The organism is Candidatus Methylacidiphilales bacterium, assembly GCA_028713655.1.
In the GTDB taxonomy this organism is placed as follows: domain Bacteria; phylum Verrucomicrobiota; class Verrucomicrobiia; order Methylacidiphilales; family JAAUTS01; genus JAQTNW01.
In genome coordinates this window covers 1-17460 of the sequence record JAQTNW010000056.1, presented here as the reverse complement: position 1 = coordinate 17460, position 17460 = coordinate 1, and the positions used below count along the sequence as shown (strand labels likewise).

At 53.8% G+C, this 17460-nt stretch carries 18 protein-coding genes; 13 read left to right on the top strand and 5 right to left on the bottom strand.

All coding sequences use genetic code 11. The features are described 5' to 3' along the window. From PHD76_13955 to PHD76_13940, 4 genes are all read left to right on the top strand, one after another. Window positions 1–674 (top strand): hypothetical protein (locus tag PHD76_13955; GenBank protein MDD5262944.1); only part of this gene is annotated, 674 nt, incomplete at its 5' end. Between the two features lies 1 nt (window position 675). Further along, entirely contained in the window at window positions 676–1023 is a 348-nt protein-coding gene (locus tag PHD76_13950; GenBank protein MDD5262943.1) for a hypothetical protein, read from the top strand. 94 nt (window positions 1024–1117) lie between these two features. Beyond that, window positions 1118–2086, top strand: coding sequence for a zeta toxin family protein (locus PHD76_13945; GenBank protein ID MDD5262942.1), 969 nt, complete (start codon window positions 1118–1120; stop codon window positions 2084–2086). Beyond that, window positions 2083–2259 carry a hypothetical protein gene (locus PHD76_13940; GenBank protein ID MDD5262941.1) on the top strand — a complete coding sequence of 59 codons (177 nt, stop codon included), beginning with the start codon at window positions 2083–2085 and terminating at the stop codon, window positions 2257–2259. The genes PHD76_13945 and PHD76_13940 overlap by 4 nt, the downstream gene beginning before the upstream one ends. A gap of 82 nt (window positions 2260–2341) precedes the next feature. Here the strand turns inward: PHD76_13940 and bioB are convergent, their stop codons facing one another. From bioB to PHD76_13925, 3 genes are all read right to left on the bottom strand, one after another. Next, window positions 2342–3340 carry a biotin synthase BioB gene (bioB, locus tag PHD76_13935; GenBank protein MDD5262940.1) on the bottom strand — a complete coding sequence of 333 codons (999 nt, stop codon included), beginning with the start codon at window positions 3338–3340 and terminating at the stop codon, window positions 2342–2344. A 79-nt stretch (window positions 3341–3419) separates the two neighbouring features. After that, the gene (locus PHD76_13930) at window positions 3420–4034 is read right to left on the bottom strand and encodes a hypothetical protein (protein ID MDD5262939.1); all 615 of its coding nucleotides are present in this window, start codon (window positions 4032–4034) and stop codon (window positions 3420–3422) included. 224 nt (window positions 4035–4258) lie between these two features. Beyond that, window positions 4259–4414 (bottom strand): hypothetical protein, encoded by a 156-nt coding sequence (locus PHD76_13925; GenBank protein MDD5262938.1) that lies wholly within the window; start codon window positions 4412–4414, stop codon window positions 4259–4261. 71 nt (window positions 4415–4485) lie between these two features. On the opposite strand from PHD76_13925, the gene PHD76_13920 reads away from it, so the two are divergent. After that, window positions 4486–6093 carry an AAA family ATPase gene (locus PHD76_13920; protein MDD5262937.1) on the top strand — a complete coding sequence of 536 codons (1608 nt, stop codon included), beginning with the start codon at window positions 4486–4488 and terminating at the stop codon, window positions 6091–6093. A gap of 16 nt (window positions 6094–6109) precedes the next feature. Continuing rightward, the gene (locus PHD76_13915) at window positions 6110–6748 is read left to right on the top strand and encodes a phosphoribosyltransferase (GenBank protein MDD5262936.1); all 639 of its coding nucleotides are present in this window, start codon (window positions 6110–6112) and stop codon (window positions 6746–6748) included. Here PHD76_13915 and PHD76_13910 read toward each other — a convergent pair. Beyond that, the gene (locus tag PHD76_13910; GenBank protein ID MDD5262935.1) at window positions 6745–7521 is read right to left on the bottom strand and encodes an RNA pseudouridine synthase; all 777 of its coding nucleotides are present in this window, start codon (window positions 7519–7521) and stop codon (window positions 6745–6747) included. The genes PHD76_13915 and PHD76_13910 overlap by 4 nt on opposite strands. An 88-nt stretch (window positions 7522–7609) precedes the next feature. On the opposite strand from PHD76_13910, the gene PHD76_13905 reads away from it, so the two are divergent. After that, complete coding sequence (locus PHD76_13905) at window positions 7610–8965, top strand: replication-associated recombination protein A (GenBank protein MDD5262934.1); 1356 nt, start codon at window positions 7610–7612, stop codon at window positions 8963–8965. Beyond that, on the top strand, window positions 8962–11352 hold the full coding sequence (locus PHD76_13900) for an ATP-binding protein (protein MDD5262933.1): 2391 nt from the start codon (window positions 8962–8964) through the stop codon (window positions 11350–11352). Before PHD76_13905 ends, PHD76_13900 begins: the two co-directional genes overlap by 4 nt. A gap of 19 nt (window positions 11353–11371) precedes the next feature. Here the strand turns inward: PHD76_13900 and PHD76_13895 are convergent, their stop codons facing one another. Next, window positions 11372–12481, bottom strand: a complete 1110-nt coding sequence (locus PHD76_13895) for an extracellular solute-binding protein (GenBank protein ID MDD5262932.1) — start codon at window positions 12479–12481, stop codon at window positions 11372–11374. Between PHD76_13895 and PHD76_13890 the strand changes: the two genes are divergently transcribed. The 5 genes from PHD76_13890 (at window position 12474) to PHD76_13870 (ending at window position 17303) form a co-directional block, all read left to right on the top strand. Next, window positions 12474–12857, top strand: a complete 384-nt coding sequence (locus PHD76_13890) for a hypothetical protein (protein ID MDD5262931.1) — start codon at window positions 12474–12476, stop codon at window positions 12855–12857. The genes PHD76_13895 and PHD76_13890 overlap by 8 nt on opposite strands. A 155-nt stretch (window positions 12858–13012) precedes the next feature. Next, entirely contained in the window at window positions 13013–14686 is a 1674-nt protein-coding gene (locus PHD76_13885) for a hypothetical protein (protein ID MDD5262930.1), read from the top strand. Window positions 14687–14689: 3 nt separating this feature from the next. After that, entirely contained in the window at window positions 14690–15193 is a 504-nt protein-coding gene (locus tag PHD76_13880; protein ID MDD5262929.1) for a DUF1318 domain-containing protein, read from the top strand. 290 nt (window positions 15194–15483) lie between these two features. Then, on the top strand, window positions 15484–16032 hold the full coding sequence (locus tag PHD76_13875) for a ribonuclease H-like domain-containing protein (GenBank protein ID MDD5262928.1): 549 nt from the start codon (window positions 15484–15486) through the stop codon (window positions 16030–16032). Window positions 16033–16190: 158 nt separating this feature from the next. After that, entirely contained in the window at window positions 16191–17303 is a 1113-nt protein-coding gene (locus PHD76_13870) for a PfkB family carbohydrate kinase (protein ID MDD5262927.1), read from the top strand. The last annotated feature ends 157 nt before the right edge of the window (window positions 17304–17460 follow it).

Here is a 17460-nt window from a genome sequence, read left to right as displayed (position 1 = left end):
AGTCATTTATGAAAGAGCATCTGCCCATTTTGCGCCGTGTTGGCATCGTTTTGATTATTGTGGGGCTTGTCGATATAGCATGGATGGTCTGGTGCATCACACATGACAGATCCTATTCTTCCAGCTTTAATATTTTTGCGGTAATTGCAGGAATTCTGCTGCTACGGGGCGGACTTAAAACCGCCAAATACACCCGATATTTCGCCTTATTTATCTTTGCTGCGCTCATAGGTTTGGATCTGGTCATGCCTTTCATGTTTCCCTTTGGATATTGGTTGGCGGTATTCCATCAAGCTCCAGGGACATTCTTCTTGGATATGATGTTTTCGATTATTGTGACAGTATTTGTCTTTTGGGTTCAGCGCTCTTTAGGGCAAGCCTCGATCACAGAAGCCCAGATTGCCGCAGGGATTTCTCCAGCAACAGTAAAAAAACCCATTCTTATTGGTGCCCTACTGCCTATTGTTTTGTGTGGGTCATTAATTTTGAGTTTCAGAGGAGAAACCGCAGCCAAAGTTATTGCTCACGCGAAAGCAGAGCATGGTGAGAGCTACCATTATGTGATCAAAAACTTGCGTTGGTCGTCAAATGCATCAGGAACTCGAGTTTCTGCAATTGTGGAGGGATATAATTCAACAGAGCTAAAAATGTTCAGGATAGGGTGGGACGAATAGTATGCGCACTCTCCCGCTTCTTTTTGCGTCTGTCTGGCTTTTTATCTGCATCACAACTCCCGCATCCGCCCAACTGCCCGATAAACAGCGCATTGCAAACCTGGAAGCGCACGCAGCGGAAATGGACAATAAAGCAAAGGACGCTGGCGACGCCGGCCTTGTTCTCATTCTCTTTGGCGCCTTCTGTGCGCTCTGGGCGCAGAATACGGGGCGCAACGCATGGTTATGGTTCTTCCTGGGCCTGTTCTTTAGCGTCTTCACTGTTGTCGTTCTGCTCGTTAAGAATTCGAACGACCACTCCGATCGACAATGGAAAGGGCGTTTTACTTTTACCGATAAACTCGAGTAAATATCGCAGTTGGCCAAAGCGACCGCCTAGTTTACGATCTGTACGGCCTGACTGAAGATGAAATCCAACTGGTGAAGAACGCTTCTTCGAAATTATGAGCCCCGTCCTTGAAGCACTAAAAGCAGGAGATAAATTCCCTTTCCCGCTATTGCTTTCACACACGGAAGATTGTTTGGAATTCTGGGAATGGTGGTGGGCTCAAGTATCTTTGGATGAACTAACACGACCCTATCTTATACAAGACGATGATCCCGTTCTTGGCTCAACATTGGATACCATGTTCATCGATACGCTGACGTATTTTGACTATTTCGACAAATTTTTGCGCTCTGCGCTTAAGGATCGGCTCTTGCCCCAAGGAGATCATATAGCGCGGAATACCTACAGAGACGAACTTGTCCAATTAATGAGTCGCCGTGGAGTCGCTAATACTGAGCGTCGCATTATTTTTGCTGGCGGTGGCTACGGTGCGGGGAAATCGACCACACTTTCCAAATTCGCGACAGGTAGAAATTGCCCATTATCGGTTCGGAATATCGTCGGGGTCGATTCTTTCAAACTCTTTCTGCCAGAATATGAAGTGGTCCGCCGCTTGGGAGACGGGCGTGCCAGCACCATCGTACAGAAAGAAGCCCGCATGCTGGCAAACAAACTCTTTGAGCGATTGGTGCAAATGGGCAGATCGTTCATCTGGGATTCCTCGATGTCTGATTTCGAGGCCACAATGGAGCACATCCAGGAAGCCAAAGCACGGGGTTATACCCTGGAGCTGGTCGCTGTTGCATCCCCAATACAAGCCGCCATACGTCGGGCCATGTATCGGGCCAAAGAAACCCGCCGCTTTGCTCACCCTGATTTTTTACTGTCATCGCACCGTGACTTTGCCTCTTATTTTGAGGCCTATTTCCCTCATTTTCAAAAAGTTATGCTATTTTGGAATGCGTGGGAAGCCCGGCCGGAGCAAGCAATCGACCCATTGCTAATTGCAGAAAACAATGCTAATAATGAACTTGTGTCCTATGACCAAGGCAAGCTAGAACAATTCCTCCAATTAAAGCTATGAATATTAAGCAATCCCCGCAGCAAGCCAAAAGCTTGAGTGAAGTCTGCGGTGAAGATCCCCAGGCATTTCAACGCTTCTTGCTTGAAAAAAACCGGGTTCTTCAGCAGATGGAACAGGAAAGCAACGAACGTGTGCGCCAGGCTTTGGCTCAACGTTTGGCTTGGGCGGCTTGATTTTGTTCAGATTACGCGGTGCAAATGGCCCAATCCCTGTCCTAAAAATCAGAGTACTTGTGCCCTAGACCCTCTCTAAAGGTCAAACCAGCGCGGCTTCGCGGGTGGCGGCTTCTGCTTTGGCGAGGCAGGTTTTGCGGGGCTCCTGGGGATTCAGGCCTAGCTGGCGCAAGAGTTCCAAGTCTTCGTTTTCCTTGGGGTTCACCGCTGTGAGCAGTTTGCCGCCGTAGAAAATCGAGTTGGCCCCGGCATAGAAACACAAGGCCTGTCCCTCTTTGCTCAAATTCGCACGGCCGGCCGACAACCGCACTTTTGTCTTCGGCAAAATGATTCGGGTGGTCGCAATCATGCGGACCAGGTCGAACACATCCACTGCGGTCGATTCCTCCAAAGGTGTGCCAGTCATGGCCATGAGGCAGTTGATCGGCACGCTCTCCGGCGCGGGGTCAAATGCGCTCAGCACCTCCAGCATGCGCAGGCGGTCCGTCACGGTTTCGCCCATGCCCAAAATACCGCCGCAGCAGACGTCCATGCCGGCGCGTTGGACGGCCTGAATGGTGTTCAAACGATCGCCGTAGGTGTGGGTGCTGACAATGTTAGGATAATATTCCGGACCGGTATCGAGATTGTGATTGTAAGCGGTGACACCCGCTTCCTTCAATTCCTCAGCCGCCTTTTCGGTCAGTTGGCCGAGCGTGACGCAAACTTCCATACCCAGTTTGCTCACTTCGCGGATGATGCCCTTGACCTGCTCAAATTTTTCCGTGCCCTCACGCACGCCCTTCCATGCGGCGCCCATGCAAAAGCGGGTGGAACCGGCTTCCTTCGCCCGATGGGCGTGTTCCATGACCTGCTCAACGGTCAGCAATTCTTCCCGCTCCAAGCCTGTGTGATAGTGCGAGCTTTGCGCGCAATAGGAGCAATCTTCACTGCAACCGCCGGTCTTGATGCTCAGCAGGGTGCAAAGCTGGACTTCATTGTCCTGCCAGTGTCGGCGATAGATCTCCCGCGCCTGATCGATCAATTGAAAGATCGGCTGGTTATAAATGGCTTCCAGTTGCTGCAATGTCTTGGCGGTCATAATCGGTTTCAGTCTGTAATCAATACAAGTTAGCCTCTGGAAACGGGCTGAAAAGAAGAATCCCCTCGCAGCTACCTCTTTAGGAACGCGACCGCACACGCTTGCCTGGTGTTGCTTTAACAGGTTGGGTGCGTTTCAACAGATCACGGAACGTTTTTCGAACCCGCGAATCCAGTTTCAATTCAAAGCCAAGGGAAAGCTCCTGATGTTTGATCAAACGCTGCACATCGCTTAAATCCTGCAAACGATCCCGGGCGCTCAAATAGGAGGCCAGCTTGCTGTTGATCAAATTAACCAAAGGATTCCCTTTCACACGGAACGCGATCTTGCCCGCCCGATGCGCCCGGTAATAGCCGCGCAATTTGGCAATTTCGCCGGCAGTCAATCCTTCGGGAAAGATTTCCAGATACGGGCCTTCCCTGGTTTTTAGAATCGCAGCGGGCTCCGGCTCCCCAGACAATCCCATGCGCTCATTGTCGATCGAATGCCGTTTCAACAAATCCACAGCCTTTTGCCATTGGGCGCGGGAAACAATGATATCCACATCAAAGGTGGGTCTTCCGACGCCTAAAAGATTCAAAAGCGCTCCTCCTGTAAGGGCATGAGGAATGCCCGAGCGTTTGAGGGTTCGCAACGCGCGGCGCGCCACCAAAGCCACACGCGGATCCAGCTTTGTGTTTTCGCGTAGAACCATTGCGTTGAATGCTAGCAGAATTCCATGGGACACACAGCGGTTTTCTTTACTGTTAATCCGGATGCCATACACGCTTCAGAAAACCGCCGTTGAGTGCCCTACTAAAAAACCGGGCACAGGGACATGGCCGCGAAAAAGCGCAGCGAACTCAAAAACTGCCGGAACTTCCACGTAATTTGTTTTTTTTGTGTTCTTTTGTGGCTAACCCGGATGTTTCACACGCTTCAGAAAACCGCTTCAAAATGTCCTGCTCCAAAGTATGGCGGGAACAGGGGTGCAGGAACATCCGGGTTACAAGCAAAACCGCCTGAATGGGTATTTTGTTTTGATTTTTGAATTAAAACTGCCTTATTTTGAGGCGGTTTTGCAAGAGCCTGCATATGCCCAGCTCGTGTCTTTCCGCTGTTACGTCCCGGCGCTAACAGGTTGACCATTGAAATGAGTATGAAATATGCAGGCTAGACTGTTGTTTGAATTAGTTGAAATCGGCTCAGGCCCCTCTATGAACCTCGAAATCACGGTCAAAAATTACCGCTGCTTCGGCGACGAGATTCCCGCCAAACTCAGGCTCGTGCGCGGCATCACCGCGCTGATCGGCGGTAACAACGCCGGCAAATCCACCCTGCTGCGCCTGTTTTACGAATTCCGTCCGCTTTTCACCCGCCTGGCTTCGGGCCCCGAAACCTGCGTAAACTTGATTGACAAAGGATTGGAGCTTCCGCCGTTGCTGGCCGTGCCCGACCGCACCCAGATTTTTCACCGCAACAACCACGGGGACCTTGTCATCGGGATACGAATTTTACACCCTTCACCCAACGGCCATAATGGCAATTCAGGCCCGGACGATATTTTCATAGTCATTTCACGAAAGGATTTTCATTGCCGTGCCAATTTTTATCACGAAGACCAGGGTCGCCGGCCTCCTCTGGACGATCCCGCATTCCTGGAAAAATGGAGAAACGTCTTCGAAAGCCTGTCCAAGACTCTGTACATCGGGCCGTTCCGCGGCCTGGATGAACTCAGCCTTTATGGACGCTCGTTCGACCTGCAGATGGGCGGCGATTTTCTCGAGCAGGTGCGCGAACTTCAAAAATCCGGCAAGGATCTCGATCGTGTCTGCGACGAAATCAAGTCCCTGTTCCGTCTCAAATCGTTTGAAATCGTGCCGGGCAAAGGCGGCAGAACCCTGGAGTTTTTGGTCAACCACGCCCCCACACCGATTGAAGAACTCGGCAGCGGCCTTGCGCAGGTGGTTTTCATCCTGCTTCACGCCCGGCTGCGCCGACCGGATTATATCTTCATCGATGAACCGGAAGCCCACCTGCATGTGTCATTACAGGCGGATTTCGTCACTGCATTGAGCGGCTTTGCGCGCATCGGCCTGGTATTTGCCTCGCACAACCTCGGCCTCGCAAAATCCGCGGGCGAACGCATTTACAGCGTCCTGCGCAATCCGGAACAGACCTTCACCACCGTCACGGAATTCAAACCGGAACAACGTTTGAGCGAAGTACTGGGCGAGCTGAATTTTGCCGCACAGCAACAACAGGGCTGCACCAAACTGTTGCTGGTGGAAGGCCCCACTGAGATCAAGGCCATCCGGCAGATCCTGCGAAAAATGAAGGCTGAAAATGCTGTCATTTTGCTCCCGCTAGGAGGAGGAAGCATGATTACCGCCAACCGCGACGACGAATTGGCCGAGATCAAAAAAATCTGCAGGGACGTCTATGCGTTGATCGACAGCGAAAAGCCGTCAGCCCAGGCGTCCGTTGCCAACGACCGGCTTGCCTTCGGGCATTCCTGCCAACGGGCCGACATCGGCTGCCATGTTTTGGAACGGCGCTCCTTTGAAAACTATTTTTCAGAAAAGGCCGTCCAACACCTGTATGGCAAAAAATACCGGGCATTGGGAGCATTTGAGGATGTGAAAGAGCGCTACCCAGCCTGGCAAAAAGCCGACAACTGGAAGATCGTCCGCGACATGGCTTTGGAAGACATCGAGCGCACCGACTTGGGCCGCTTCCTGCGGCATGTCGTCGAAGCACCGTGCCGGGTGTGAACAAAGGTCGGGAACCATGCATTTCACAGACCGATACGCGGCAGGAAGGATTCTGGCCCCGCTGTTATCAAAACATCAGGGTCAAAAAAACCTTATTGTCCTCGGCCTGCCCAGAGGCGGAATACCCGTCGCCTATGAAGTCGCGCTGGCCCTGAAAGCTCCCCTCGACGTGCTCGTTGTGCGCAAAATCGGACTGCCGCAGTTTCCAGAATTTGCCATAGGTGCCATTGCCTCGGGCGGAGTGGAAATTCTTTCCAAGGAAATCCCACACCGAAAAAAAATTCTGCCCAAAACGGTACGGGAAGTGTTGGAGCGGGAACGTGAAACTTTAAGTCGTCAGGAACAACGGTTCGGGGGCAGGCGGCCGCTTCCATGTTTAAAAAAACAAACGGTGATTCTTGTGGATGACGGCCTGGCCACTGGATACACCATGGAAGCTGCAGTTGCAGCCGTGCGAAAACATGAAGCCGGAACCGTTGTCGTGGCCGTACCAGTCGGTTCGTTCGATGCTTGTCAAAAACTCAAGTCCCTCGCCGATGAGGTGGTTTGCGGTTATGTCCCGGGCAATTTTGAAGCGGTTGGAAACTGGTATGACGATTTCCGACAAACCACGGATGACGAAGTCGAGTTGCTGCTGCGCAAGAAAAATTCCTAACTTTTCGTTAGGGCATTTTCACTTTCTGGTGAAAATGCCAGCCCGTCCCAAAATTCCAACATATCCTCCCAAAGCGGAAGGAGGCACACGACAGGCTCATTGTTCCAAACAAATTCGAGCCGCGCGGAATGCAGGGCGTGGCGGCGCAGTTGCAGGCTTTTTTGCAAATCCTCCGTCCAGCCGCCTTCGATAAAACGGAGGTAATTTTTTTCATCCGGCCCATAAATTTTATCGCCCAGCACCGGATGGCCGATGTGACTCAGATGCACGCGGATCTGGTGCATGCGGCCGGTTTCCAATTCCACCTCGACAAGTGAAACCCCTCGGCCCTCCCGATCCTGCCGCGTCTCCACGCAGGTGTAACGGGTGACAGCGGGATATCCTTCCTCCAACACCGCCTGCTTCAGATGGATTTCCGAGGGACGGTATTTTCCCTGACGATCCAGTCGTGTTAAAATGGAGCCTGCAGGAAGGGGCTCCCCCACGACCAGGGCCAGGTATCTTTTCCTGATTTCTCGGCGCATGGTCATTTTGCCAAGCGCGGATGCGGCTTCGGAAGTCCGCGCCACAAGCACAAGCCCGCTGGTTTCGCGATCCAAACGGTTGATGATCGCCACGGGCTCGCCCGGATACCGGTTCTTGAGCCATTCCAACAGCGTGTATTGGCCGTCCGGGCGGGTGGGATGAATCAGCAAGTTCGGCGGCTTGCCCACAATCACCCAATCGGGATGTTCCCGGATCAATCGGACATCGGGTCGTTCGACTGTCTGCACCTTCCGATTCTGACAGGCGGGAACAAAGTTGTCCACGCATTCAAAAAATAGGATAGTGAATCACTCCGCGGCAGGATAGATTGGAAGCATGTCCGAACTGTTCGAGAGTCAGGTGGCAACCAGGCCGAATACCCGCCTGAATCTGGCGGCCCGAATGCGTCCTCTCACGCTGGAGGAATTCGCGGGCCAGCAACACATACTGGCACCCGGAAAATTGCTTCACCGGCTGATCACCAGTGGACGCTTTTCAGCGCTGTTGTTTTACGGCCCGCCCGGGACCGGAAAGACTTCCCTAGCTCATTTGATCGCCAACACCTGCGGCGAACGGTTCACAGCATTGAATGCGGTTGAATCCAGCGTGGCCGAACTGCGGAAAACAGTGGAGGAGGCCGAATTCACATGGCGTCACAACGGAAAGCGCACCCTGGTGCTGGTGGATGAAATCCACCGCTTCAACAAATCGCAACAGGACGCGCTCCTGCCCCATGTGGAAATGGGCACAATCCGACTGATTGGCTCCACCACGCAGAATCCGTTTTTCTCCGTCAACGCCGCGCTGATTTCGCGCATGCAGGTGTTTGAGTTCCGCCCATTGAGCGAGAGCGAGATTGTGCCCGTGCTGCGCCGCGCCCTCTCCGATCCTGACAAAGGGTTAGCGTCATCCCGGGTACAGGCGGACGACGAGGCGCTGGCCCATCTGGCCAAAATCTGCGACGGCGACGTGCGCAAGGCGCTGAATGCGTTGGAGGTGGGCGTCCTGTCCAGCCCGCAGCAAGGGGGCGCGATTCATTTTACGCTGGAAGTGGCGGAAGAATCCATCCAACGCAAGGCCGTGGTCTATGACCGCGACGGGGATTCCCATTACGACACCATCTCCGCGTTCATCAAGTGCGTACGCGGCAGCGAACCCGATGCCGCCCTGTATCTTCTGGCCAAGATGCTGCATGCCGGGGAGGAAGTCCGCTTCATTGCGCGGCGCCTGGTCATATCGGCTGCGGAAGACATCGGCCTGGCCGATCCCCAGGCGCTGGTACTGGCCGTGGCCTGCCAGCAGGCCGTGGAGTTCATCGGACTTCCGGAAGCCCGTATTCCGCTGGCGGAAACAACCGTTTACCTTGCCACGGCGCCCAAGAGCAACGCGGCCTACGCGGCAGGCGAGGAGGCCGCCCGGGCGATCTCCGAAGGCCGGACCCTGGAAGTACCCGTGGCATTGCGCGATTCTCATTATGCCGGCGCCAAAAAGCTCGGCCACGGCGAAGGCTACCAATACGCCCACGATTTTACAGAAGGTGTTTCTCCTGACAAAATGATGGCGGAAGTCAAAAGCTTTTACAAACCAACGGGCCGCGGCTATGAAAAGACAATTGCGGAACGGTTGGAACGCTGGGAAGCGTTGCGGAGCGAAAAACGTTCGAAGCAAACAGGTGGCGTTGCAAATTCATGAACGATCAAATCCAGAAAAAAGGGCTTTTTCAAATTTTCAGGCCGGTCTGGTACATAGATGCGCTGCTATTCTGGTCCGTCTTCACCAGTTGCGTGCTGTTCATGATTTTCCTGCTGAGCGGCACGACGAAAACCTTGCTGAAACAAAACATGGTTACCCGGACCTTCTCGCTCACCAACATGGCATCAGCCGCCCTTTCGCCGGATCTCCACAGCCCCGGTGAGATACAAATGGAAATCGAGGACTCCGCTTTGCGGCACTTGCAGACTCTCCAGTCCGAGAATTCTGAAATCCTGGCCATCTGGGTGGCGCAATTCAAATACGGAAAATTGCAGATTCTCCACGAGACCCGGTCCCGCCTGCATCTGAACGAACTATTAAAAAATCCCGCGTTGGAAAATCTCTTTGAACGGAACATGCACGCCGCTCAAACCAGCAAGGCGCCGCAATTCAGCGAATGGGGCTTTCTAAAAGAGGACAAGTCAATCTTTCCCGGCAAGGAAGTCAACGCCCCCGAATACTCATTCAAAACCGTGCCGGGCTGGAAAGCTTCATCACCGGATGAAATTCCGGTGGTGATCACGGCATTCGACGCGCATACCATGCAGGCGCAATTTTTCGAGGTGGATAACAACAGCGGAACCGTGGCGGGAGTGGCCGTGCTGGTTGCCACGATTCTGGGCATGTTCGTCCGCTGGCGCAGCATGCAGCGCATCCAGGCGGTCGAGGAAAAACTGGCAACCATGGCGCTTTTACACCAGCGAGATGCCATTCTTGCGGAAATCAGCTCGAGCGCGGATGAGATCCTCAAAAGACAGGATTTGGAAAAACCCCTCGACCAAATGATATTTCGAATCGGTTTGATTCTGAAGATCGATGCCTTTTATGCCTCCATCAAAGCCTCTTCCGTTTTCACTGACCGCCGCCGGAGCGAACCGCTCCTGCTTGGCGCCTGCCCGGCTGATTCCACGCCATTCGTCCTGTCAGACCTGGAAAACCCGTCATTGGCGGAATGGAAACAGCAGCTTTTCGCCGGCAACATCGTCTGCCAGAACGAAATCAAGGCCACGGGAGATGTCCTGGCCTTTATGCGGCAACACGGTCTGAAATCCCTGGCGTTGATTCCAATCCGCCATGAAAACCGGCTCATCGGCTTTTTGGCATTGAAAGATCAAAAGGCAAACCGTTCCTGGGAACCTGCCGTATTGGATTCGCTGAAGCTGGCGGCGGACCTGTTTGGGGCGGCCTATGCGCGGCGAGAACAGGAACAACTGCTGCGCGAAGGCAGCAAAATGCAGGCCCTTGGCCGGATGGCAGGAGGCGTGGCGCACGAATTCAACAACCTTCTGCACATTATTACCGGGAACCTGAGTCGGATGTTGAAAAATACCGGCAGCCTCGCGGAAGGGCATGAACTGGCGGGCAAAATCATGGAGGCCAGCCAGCGGGGAAGCCGCATCGTGGAACAGCTTTTGAGCGCCACCCGGCAAGGCACCCCCGAGTTCGAATATGGAAAGCTCAATGAACTGGTAAAAAAGACTGCTGCCCTCATCCAGCCAGTCGCAAAGAAAAACATCCACCTCGATTTGAAACTTGGCGAGGGTCTGCCTGGCGTATTACTGGATCCATCCCAGATCCAGCAGGTCATCCTGAACCTTTTGTTGAACGCCTGCGATGCCGTTTCGCTCGGCGGGCGAATTGAGGTTAGAACCGGCGTCTGCCAGCGGGAAAGCGGAACCGTTTTCCAGCAGTATGTGTTCTGTGAAATCCTGGACGACGGAAACGGCATCCCGGAAGCCGATCTGGAGCATATTTTTGATCCCTTCTTCACGACCAAACCCCCCGGGGCCGGCACCGGCCTGGGCTTGTCCACTTCACGCGGAATCCTGGAGCAACACCATGGATTCATCGAAGCTGCAAACACTTATCCGCATGGGGCCCGCTTGAACTTTTATCTTCCGGTCCACGCTTTCCAGTGCGTCACAGTGGAAAAATATGAGGGCACGGCGGCGGTGGAAACTCTTGTCAACAGCAGCCTGTTGATTGCCGATGACGAACCTCTTTGCCTCGATGTTCTGGGCGCTTATCTGAAGGAAAGGGACTGCAAATTTTTCACCGCCCAGGATGGAAATGAACTGCTGCAATTGGCGGAAAAACACAAACATGAGATCGATTGGGTCATCACAGACTGGACCATGCCGGGACCCGAAGGGCCCGCCCTCGTGAAACAATTGCGCCTGCTGCTGCCCAAGGCGCGGATCGTGGTGGCAAGCGGCTTTGCCCTCAACACCAGTGAATTACCCGAGGTGGATGGCCTGATTCAAAAGCCATTTACTCCCGCGCAGCTTTTTAAAACGATGCGGCATTTGGCGGGAGCCGTATTATAACTGAACCCGCCAGCAGATCCTACTTTGCTGGCGCCGCTTGTTCCGGCGGCGCAGCGGCTGGCACAGGTTTGTCGGCAACAGGCAGCGGCGGCTTGTCCACCAGAAATTCCGTGGTATTGAACCATCCCTTAACCCACCCTTTAAACCATTCTTCCTCGGCAAGCTTTTGTTGCGAATTTGCGGGATTCGCAGGCGTGAAATCACACTCGTGCCCTTCCAGGCTTTTGACCGGGAAATAACCGCTTTCCTTGATCAACCCGCTTTGCTGTTCCGCTTGCAATAAAAACTGAATCAATTGGATGGCAGCTTCCTTTTGAAGGGCCGATGCCGGCACGGCCAAGTGATCAAATTGTGTCAATGTTCCGCGCGGGGGGATAAACCAGTCCACATCCTTCAGCCCGGGATCTTCCGCCTGCATGAAGCGGAGGCTGGCCGGCAGAAAAGTTCTTTGGATTTTTCCCCCCAGGAAAGCTTTCCAGCATTCTTCCTCCGTTACCGCCCGATCCTTGAGCCGCTCCTTCAGGCCCTCCAACTCCCTGGCAAAAGTTTCCGGTTTTCCGGCATTGGCCGACTTTCCCTGCAGGTGGGTCTGCATGCCTAGCAATAAATCCCAGTCTGCCGGCCAAAGCGAGTGTTCATCCGTACTCCAATTCCATTCCCGAAATTCAAACATCGCCGGTTTGCCCTGCTCGTTGCGATGCGCATAAAAAACATAAGGCGTCCATCTCCAGGGCCGCGTGAACCGGTTTTGCGGATCAAATCCATGTTCCGTAAAAGCGGGATTTACACCATCCAGTGAAGTACGGTCCGACAGCTCAAGCATCGGCACTTGTGCGCTCAGAGAGGCAAACAAACGCGGAGAAATGACCATCAAGTCCCCGTCTGCGGGCCATTTGCCCTCCGCATTGAATTGCAGGCGGCTTTGAATCATCTCAAACTTGGCATGCTCCGGCCATGCATCCAAAAATGCCTGGGGAACGGGATCCTTTTCATAGTAAATGCGGAGTGGCGGCAATTTACCCGGCGGCGGCGCCTGCGGTGGAGTTGACTGTTCCGGACCGGCCGGCGGCTGGGACGGCTGTTCCTGCTTGCGGTTGCAGGAAGCAAATCCCGCAAGGCAAATGAACAATAACAAAAAGGCAAAAAAGCGCCTATCCCTGCTATACCTAGATACGAACTGCATAGAACATTGCTGGTTTATTCCAAATCCTCATCCGCCACAACAGCCGCAGAGAATGCGCAGAATGCCGCATACTTTCCAACTTATTTTTGGAAATCATGCCTCGCCCGGGAAGGTGGCCACGCGGGCCGCCAAGGTACAAAACGATAAAACACATTTTGAACCGCAGATGGACGCAGATTCACACAGATATTCGGAAACTCGCATTCCAAAAGATGGAACGAGCGCCGTCTCGTCCCATTTAAAAGCAGGTTTTCACAAAAAGATCACAAAGCTTATTGGAGGCTTTCAAACTCCTCTTCTGACTCCGCGTTCTCTTTGTTAAAATATTTCCTTTTGTACCCTTCGTGGCTTCGTGTGAGAACCTGCCTTTTTATCAGCGTCTATCCGTGTCCACCTGCTCGCGGCGCATGTCGGAGTCCGTGGTTCAGACTTTCATTCGCGCATTTCGTGGTTCATCGTACACACAGGACACTCCACATGCCCACCAATAACTGGCAATCCGCCCTTAAATTGCAGGCCTCCAGGTTGAAACGCCTTTTGGTGCGTGCCCGGCATCCCATCGCCTGCGCATTGGCCGTCCTGCTGGCCGCCGGATTTTTATTCCTTCATAATCTGCACCGATTGGAAGCACGGCAGGTCCTGGGCCGGATTGGTAATTTGCTGGGAGAAACCGTAAAGGCCAGATCCGCGCGCTTCACCGACACGGGCACCCTGCAGATCCGTGGGCTGAAGGTGGGCGATTTTGCGCGGGTGGATTTTGTGGAAGTTCACTGGAGCTATCCGGGCCTTTTGCTCAGACGAGTGGACAGCCTGAATGTCCAGGGCGCGCATATTTGGCTGCGCGGCCTCCAGGCCGCAGGACAAAAACGGGCCTCAAAACAAAAAAACGCCGGGGGCTTGGGCCTGTTTTCCATCACCCTCGGGCAATTGATCGTTCGCGACGGAACCCTGATGCTGGACAACCTCGGCCCCGGACTGCCTCCGGTGCCGGTTTCAGTCGGCGCAGTGGATCCCCTTGTTTTTTACAACCTGCATCTGGGCGGTACAAAATCCGACGCCCTGGCAAGGCAACTCCAGACGGTGGATCTGGAAAACCTGGTCATCAATTCCCCCTACGATCCACTGACGCCGGTTTTAAAATTCAAAAAAATCACCCTCAAATTCACTTGGTACGGCATCCAGCAGCAGCATCTCGACAGCCTCGTGTTCGACAGTCCGGAGGTCTATGTGGGCAACGACCTGTTTTATTTCGCGGATGAACTCTCTGAAAAAAATAACAAAGCCGCCGCAAAGCCGACCCTGCCGTGGACCGTGTCAAATTTTGAACTGCTCGGCGGGCGGCTGATTCTGGTTTCATTCGGCAGGCCCGGGTTCATGCTCCCGTTTATTTTTCAGGCCAAAAGCAAGGGATTGGTCCTCGACGATTTTTCCTCGCTGCCGTTTGAGCAAATCGGCTTTGAAATCCCCCAGTCCAACCTGAACTATCCCGAGATCGGCCTGCGCATTCACAACATGCAGGGCCGGCTGTACGTCAAGCTCCCTCCGGACAATCCCAACGTCCACAATCTTGTCCCCGCCATCACCATCGATTCCGCTGAATGGAAGGGAATCAAGTCCGGGAAACTGGGGGTGTCGATGACCTTCGACCGCCGGGGCATCTTCGCGGAGATAAAGGGCGCCGCCGAACAGGGCTATTTCACCGGCGGCTTTCAGATTCAACTGGACGGCTTTTCCTGGCTCGGCTGGGGCTCCACAACCGACATGGAACTGGGTACCATCACAAGATTGTTAAGCCCGGAAAACTTTGTCATGCAAGGCAAAGTCAATGCCCGCTTTGTCACCCACGGCAGGAGCCACGATGTGGAAGGTCTGGGCGGCTATATCACTTTCGATGCGCCGGGGAAAATGACGATGACCGCCACCGATGACCTGATCAAAAAAATTCCGGCCGACTGGTGGGTTACCAAACGCGACCTGCTGGAAATCTCCCTCAATGCGTTCCGCAACTATGATTACACGCGGGGCCGCTGTGACTTCACCTATGCGCCTCCGGAAAGTTTCCTGAAACTTTCGCTGGATGGCTTGCAGGGAGGCCGAAATTTCGATATTCGATGGCATGACAAACGCAACAAACCCGGACTTGGATTCTAAATTATGAAAACGACCGCCCTTCGCCCCTTGCTTTATACTGGATTCTCGATTGCCGTTTTAATTCCAGTTGCCTGCACCCCCGCCGTCCGTCTCACCACGACCGACCCGGTCAAGATCGATGTCAACATGCGGGCGGATATTTACACCCACGGCGACAAGGACCAAAAGGATTCCAATCCTGCGAACTCCACAAGCCTCAGTCCCAAGGAGCGCCGTTTCAACCGGCGCGGAGAAGTACAAGCCCTTAAAAATGGCCGCATCATTGGGGAATCCAATGTCGGCCAGCTTGTCATCCGCGAAAAACCAGCCGATGCGGAATACGCCGCCTATGTGCAGCGGGTCGTGCAGGAGGAAAACACAGACCGGCAGTCGGAATTCAAGGAAAAGTCAAATGAACTGAAAAAGCCTTTGGATGTTTATATCAAGGAATTTGCCGCCAACACACGCAGCGCCTCATTCCCCGGAGAATGGGTCCAGGAAGAGGACGGAACCTGGCACCGGCGCTGAACTTGAAACAGAAACCGAATTAAACCAAGCAATGAAATTCACCGCAGAGGCGCAGAGAACTCAGTGTGAAGCAACTGGAGGGATGACCTCTATGTCGTCCCATTTATTTGGATTGGGACAAGCTCAACCCTCAATGAAGCTCCTCCATCCACTCATTCTTACTTTTCATTTTTATGTACGTTTCATCGTCAAAATTCCATTCACCCTCAGCGTTCTCTGCGCCTCTGCGGTGAATGCATGTTTTGTTCCTCCTTCGTGCCTTCGTGTGAACCAAAGGTAATTTCACGTTTATGGCTAAGAACATCGTCTATTTCGACCTGGAAACCCAAAAAAGCGCCCAGGAAGTCGGCGGCTGGAGCCATATCCGGGACATGCGCCTGGCCATCGCCGTGACCTACAGCACCGCCCGCGGCGGATATGAAATCTACAACGAAAGCCGCGCCGGCGAACTGGTTCAGGAACTGCAGCGGGCCGATCATGTCGTGGGTTTTAACATTCTCCGCTTTGACTATACCGTGCTTGAACCTTACACCTGCTTTGATTTCTCGCAGGTGCCAACCCTGGACTTGATGGTCAGCATCGAGGAAAAAATCGGCCATCGCATCGGGCTGGATGCCGTGGCGGAAGCTTCCCTCGGCATCAACAAGACCGCCGAGGGCATGCAGGCCATCAAGTGGTGGAAGGAAGGAAAACTGAGGGAAATCGCGGAGTATTGCTGTTACGATGTGAAGGCGACGCGGCTGGTGCATGAATTCGGCGCGGGAACCGGCAAAATTTATTTCGAGAGCAACCGCACCAAGCTCAAGCAGGAAGTGCCGGTGGATTGGAAACTCAGTTAGGATTCGCGGCTGATAAATAGATGGAGGGACCAGTCCCATTTGATTCAAACAAGCAACCAATAACAGGTTCTCTCACGAAGTACATTAGGATTCGCGCCGCGCGAATCCTAATGTATTTGTATTGTCAGAAGCAAAAAAACAGCTATTATGGAGCGCTTATGACGGATTCTCGTTTAGCAAGGCAGACAGCGGAACGGCTTATTGGCTCCAGAGCCCAGCTCCTTAAATACAATGGTTTGGTCGGTTTTGACGGCTTTGTCGATACCATTCTCGAGGTGGTGGAACAACGCCAAAGCGTCACCAAATACAATCCCTACCGCACACTGAAGGATTTCTCCAAAAAAATCCACGAGGCCTCCGGCAAAAGCGCCAACTTCGAAGTGGTTCCCACCGTGGAAAAAATCGGCGGCAACGGCCCAATCATGGCTTTCGCACTCAGCACCCTGGGCGCGCCTGTTGAATATCTCGGCATGGTCGGCTATCCCAAGCTCCACCCCGTCTTCAACGAGTTCGCCAAGCGCGCCAAGGTCCACGGCATCGCCGACCCGGCCCTCACTTCCGCCCTCGAATTTTCCGACGGCAAACTCATGCTGGGCCAGCACTCCTCCGTCAGCGAAGTCAGTTGGGAAACCATCAAAAAACGCATCGGAGACAAAAATTTCGCCAAGCTCTGGCAGCAGGCCAATTTCGTGGCCATGGTCAACTGGACCATGCTTCCCCACATGTCCGCCATCTGGAAAAAAATCCTGAGCGAATTCAAACCCGGCAAGGACGAAAAACGCAAACTCCTGTTCTTCGATCTGGCCGACCCGGCCAAGCGCATCGACGCCGACCTGGCCGCCGCCCTGAAAATCATCGGCGAATTCCAGCAGCTCCATGACGTCATTCTCGGCCTCAATGAAAGCGAAGCCAACCATGTTGGAAAGGTGCTCCGCCTCAAAAAATTCGCCGCCAATCCGAAAGGCTATGCCTCCATGGCCGGCGCCATCCGCGAGAAACTCGGCCTGCACACCGTGGTGATCCATCCGGTGCAATACGCCTGCGGCGCGGATGCGGACGGAGAGGTGTTCGTTAATGGGCCTTTCACCGCCAAACCGAAAATCAGCACCGGGGCGGGCGACCATTTCAATGCCGGCTTTGTCATCGGGCGCTTGCTCGGACTGAGCCTCGGGCATTCACTGCAACTTGCTGTCGCTAATTCCGGCTTCTACGTGCGCCACGCCACCAGCCCCAACCGCGAACAGCTCGTCCGCTTCCTCCAGACCCTCTGATCTGGAACGTTTACCGCAGAGGCGGAGAACGCAGAGGGAAACCGCCAAAATTCATTTTGGGGGGTTGGAACATATAATCTGTGCCAACGCGGGTTGCATCGGGTCTCAAAATAATGGGACGAGACGGCGCTCGTCCCTCCATCTGGAAGATGGATTC

Excerpts from the sequence above, each read along its gene's own strand:
- PHD76_13950 (MDD5262943.1), top strand. The coding sequence starts at position 676 with ATGCGCACTCTCCCGCTTCTTTTTGCGTCTGTCTGGCTTTTTATCTGC.
- PHD76_13915 (MDD5262936.1), top strand. The coding sequence starts at position 6,110 with ATGCATTTCACAGACCGATACGCGGCAGGAAGGATTCTGGCCCCGCTG.
- PHD76_13885 (MDD5262930.1), top strand. The coding sequence starts at position 13,013 with ATGCCCACCAATAACTGGCAATCCGCCCTTAAATTGCAGGCCTCCAGG.
- PHD76_13920 (MDD5262937.1), top strand. The coding sequence starts at position 4,486 with ATGCAGGCTAGACTGTTGTTTGAATTAGTTGAAATCGGCTCAGGCCCC.
- PHD76_13930 (MDD5262939.1), bottom strand. The coding sequence starts at position 4,034 with ATGGTTCTACGCGAAAACACAAAGCTGGATCCGCGTGTGGCTTTGGTG.
- PHD76_13880 (MDD5262929.1), top strand. The coding sequence starts at position 14,690 with ATGAAAACGACCGCCCTTCGCCCCTTGCTTTATACTGGATTCTCGATT.
- PHD76_13945 (MDD5262942.1), top strand. The coding sequence starts at position 1,118 with ATGAGCCCCGTCCTTGAAGCACTAAAAGCAGGAGATAAATTCCCTTTC.
- PHD76_13900 (MDD5262933.1), top strand. The coding sequence starts at position 8,962 with ATGAACGATCAAATCCAGAAAAAAGGGCTTTTTCAAATTTTCAGGCCG.
- PHD76_13940 (MDD5262941.1), top strand. The coding sequence starts at position 2,083 with ATGAATATTAAGCAATCCCCGCAGCAAGCCAAAAGCTTGAGTGAAGTC.
- PHD76_13925 (MDD5262938.1), bottom strand. The coding sequence starts at position 4,414 with ATGCAGGCTCTTGCAAAACCGCCTCAAAATAAGGCAGTTTTAATTCAA.
- PHD76_13875 (MDD5262928.1), top strand. The coding sequence starts at position 15,484 with ATGGCTAAGAACATCGTCTATTTCGACCTGGAAACCCAAAAAAGCGCC.
- PHD76_13870 (MDD5262927.1), top strand. The coding sequence starts at position 16,191 with ATGACGGATTCTCGTTTAGCAAGGCAGACAGCGGAACGGCTTATTGGC.
- PHD76_13890 (MDD5262931.1), top strand. The coding sequence starts at position 12,474 with ATGAACAATAACAAAAAGGCAAAAAAGCGCCTATCCCTGCTATACCTA.
- PHD76_13905 (MDD5262934.1), top strand. The coding sequence starts at position 7,610 with ATGTCCGAACTGTTCGAGAGTCAGGTGGCAACCAGGCCGAATACCCGC.
- bioB (MDD5262940.1), bottom strand. The coding sequence starts at position 3,340 with ATGACCGCCAAGACATTGCAGCAACTGGAAGCCATTTATAACCAGCCG.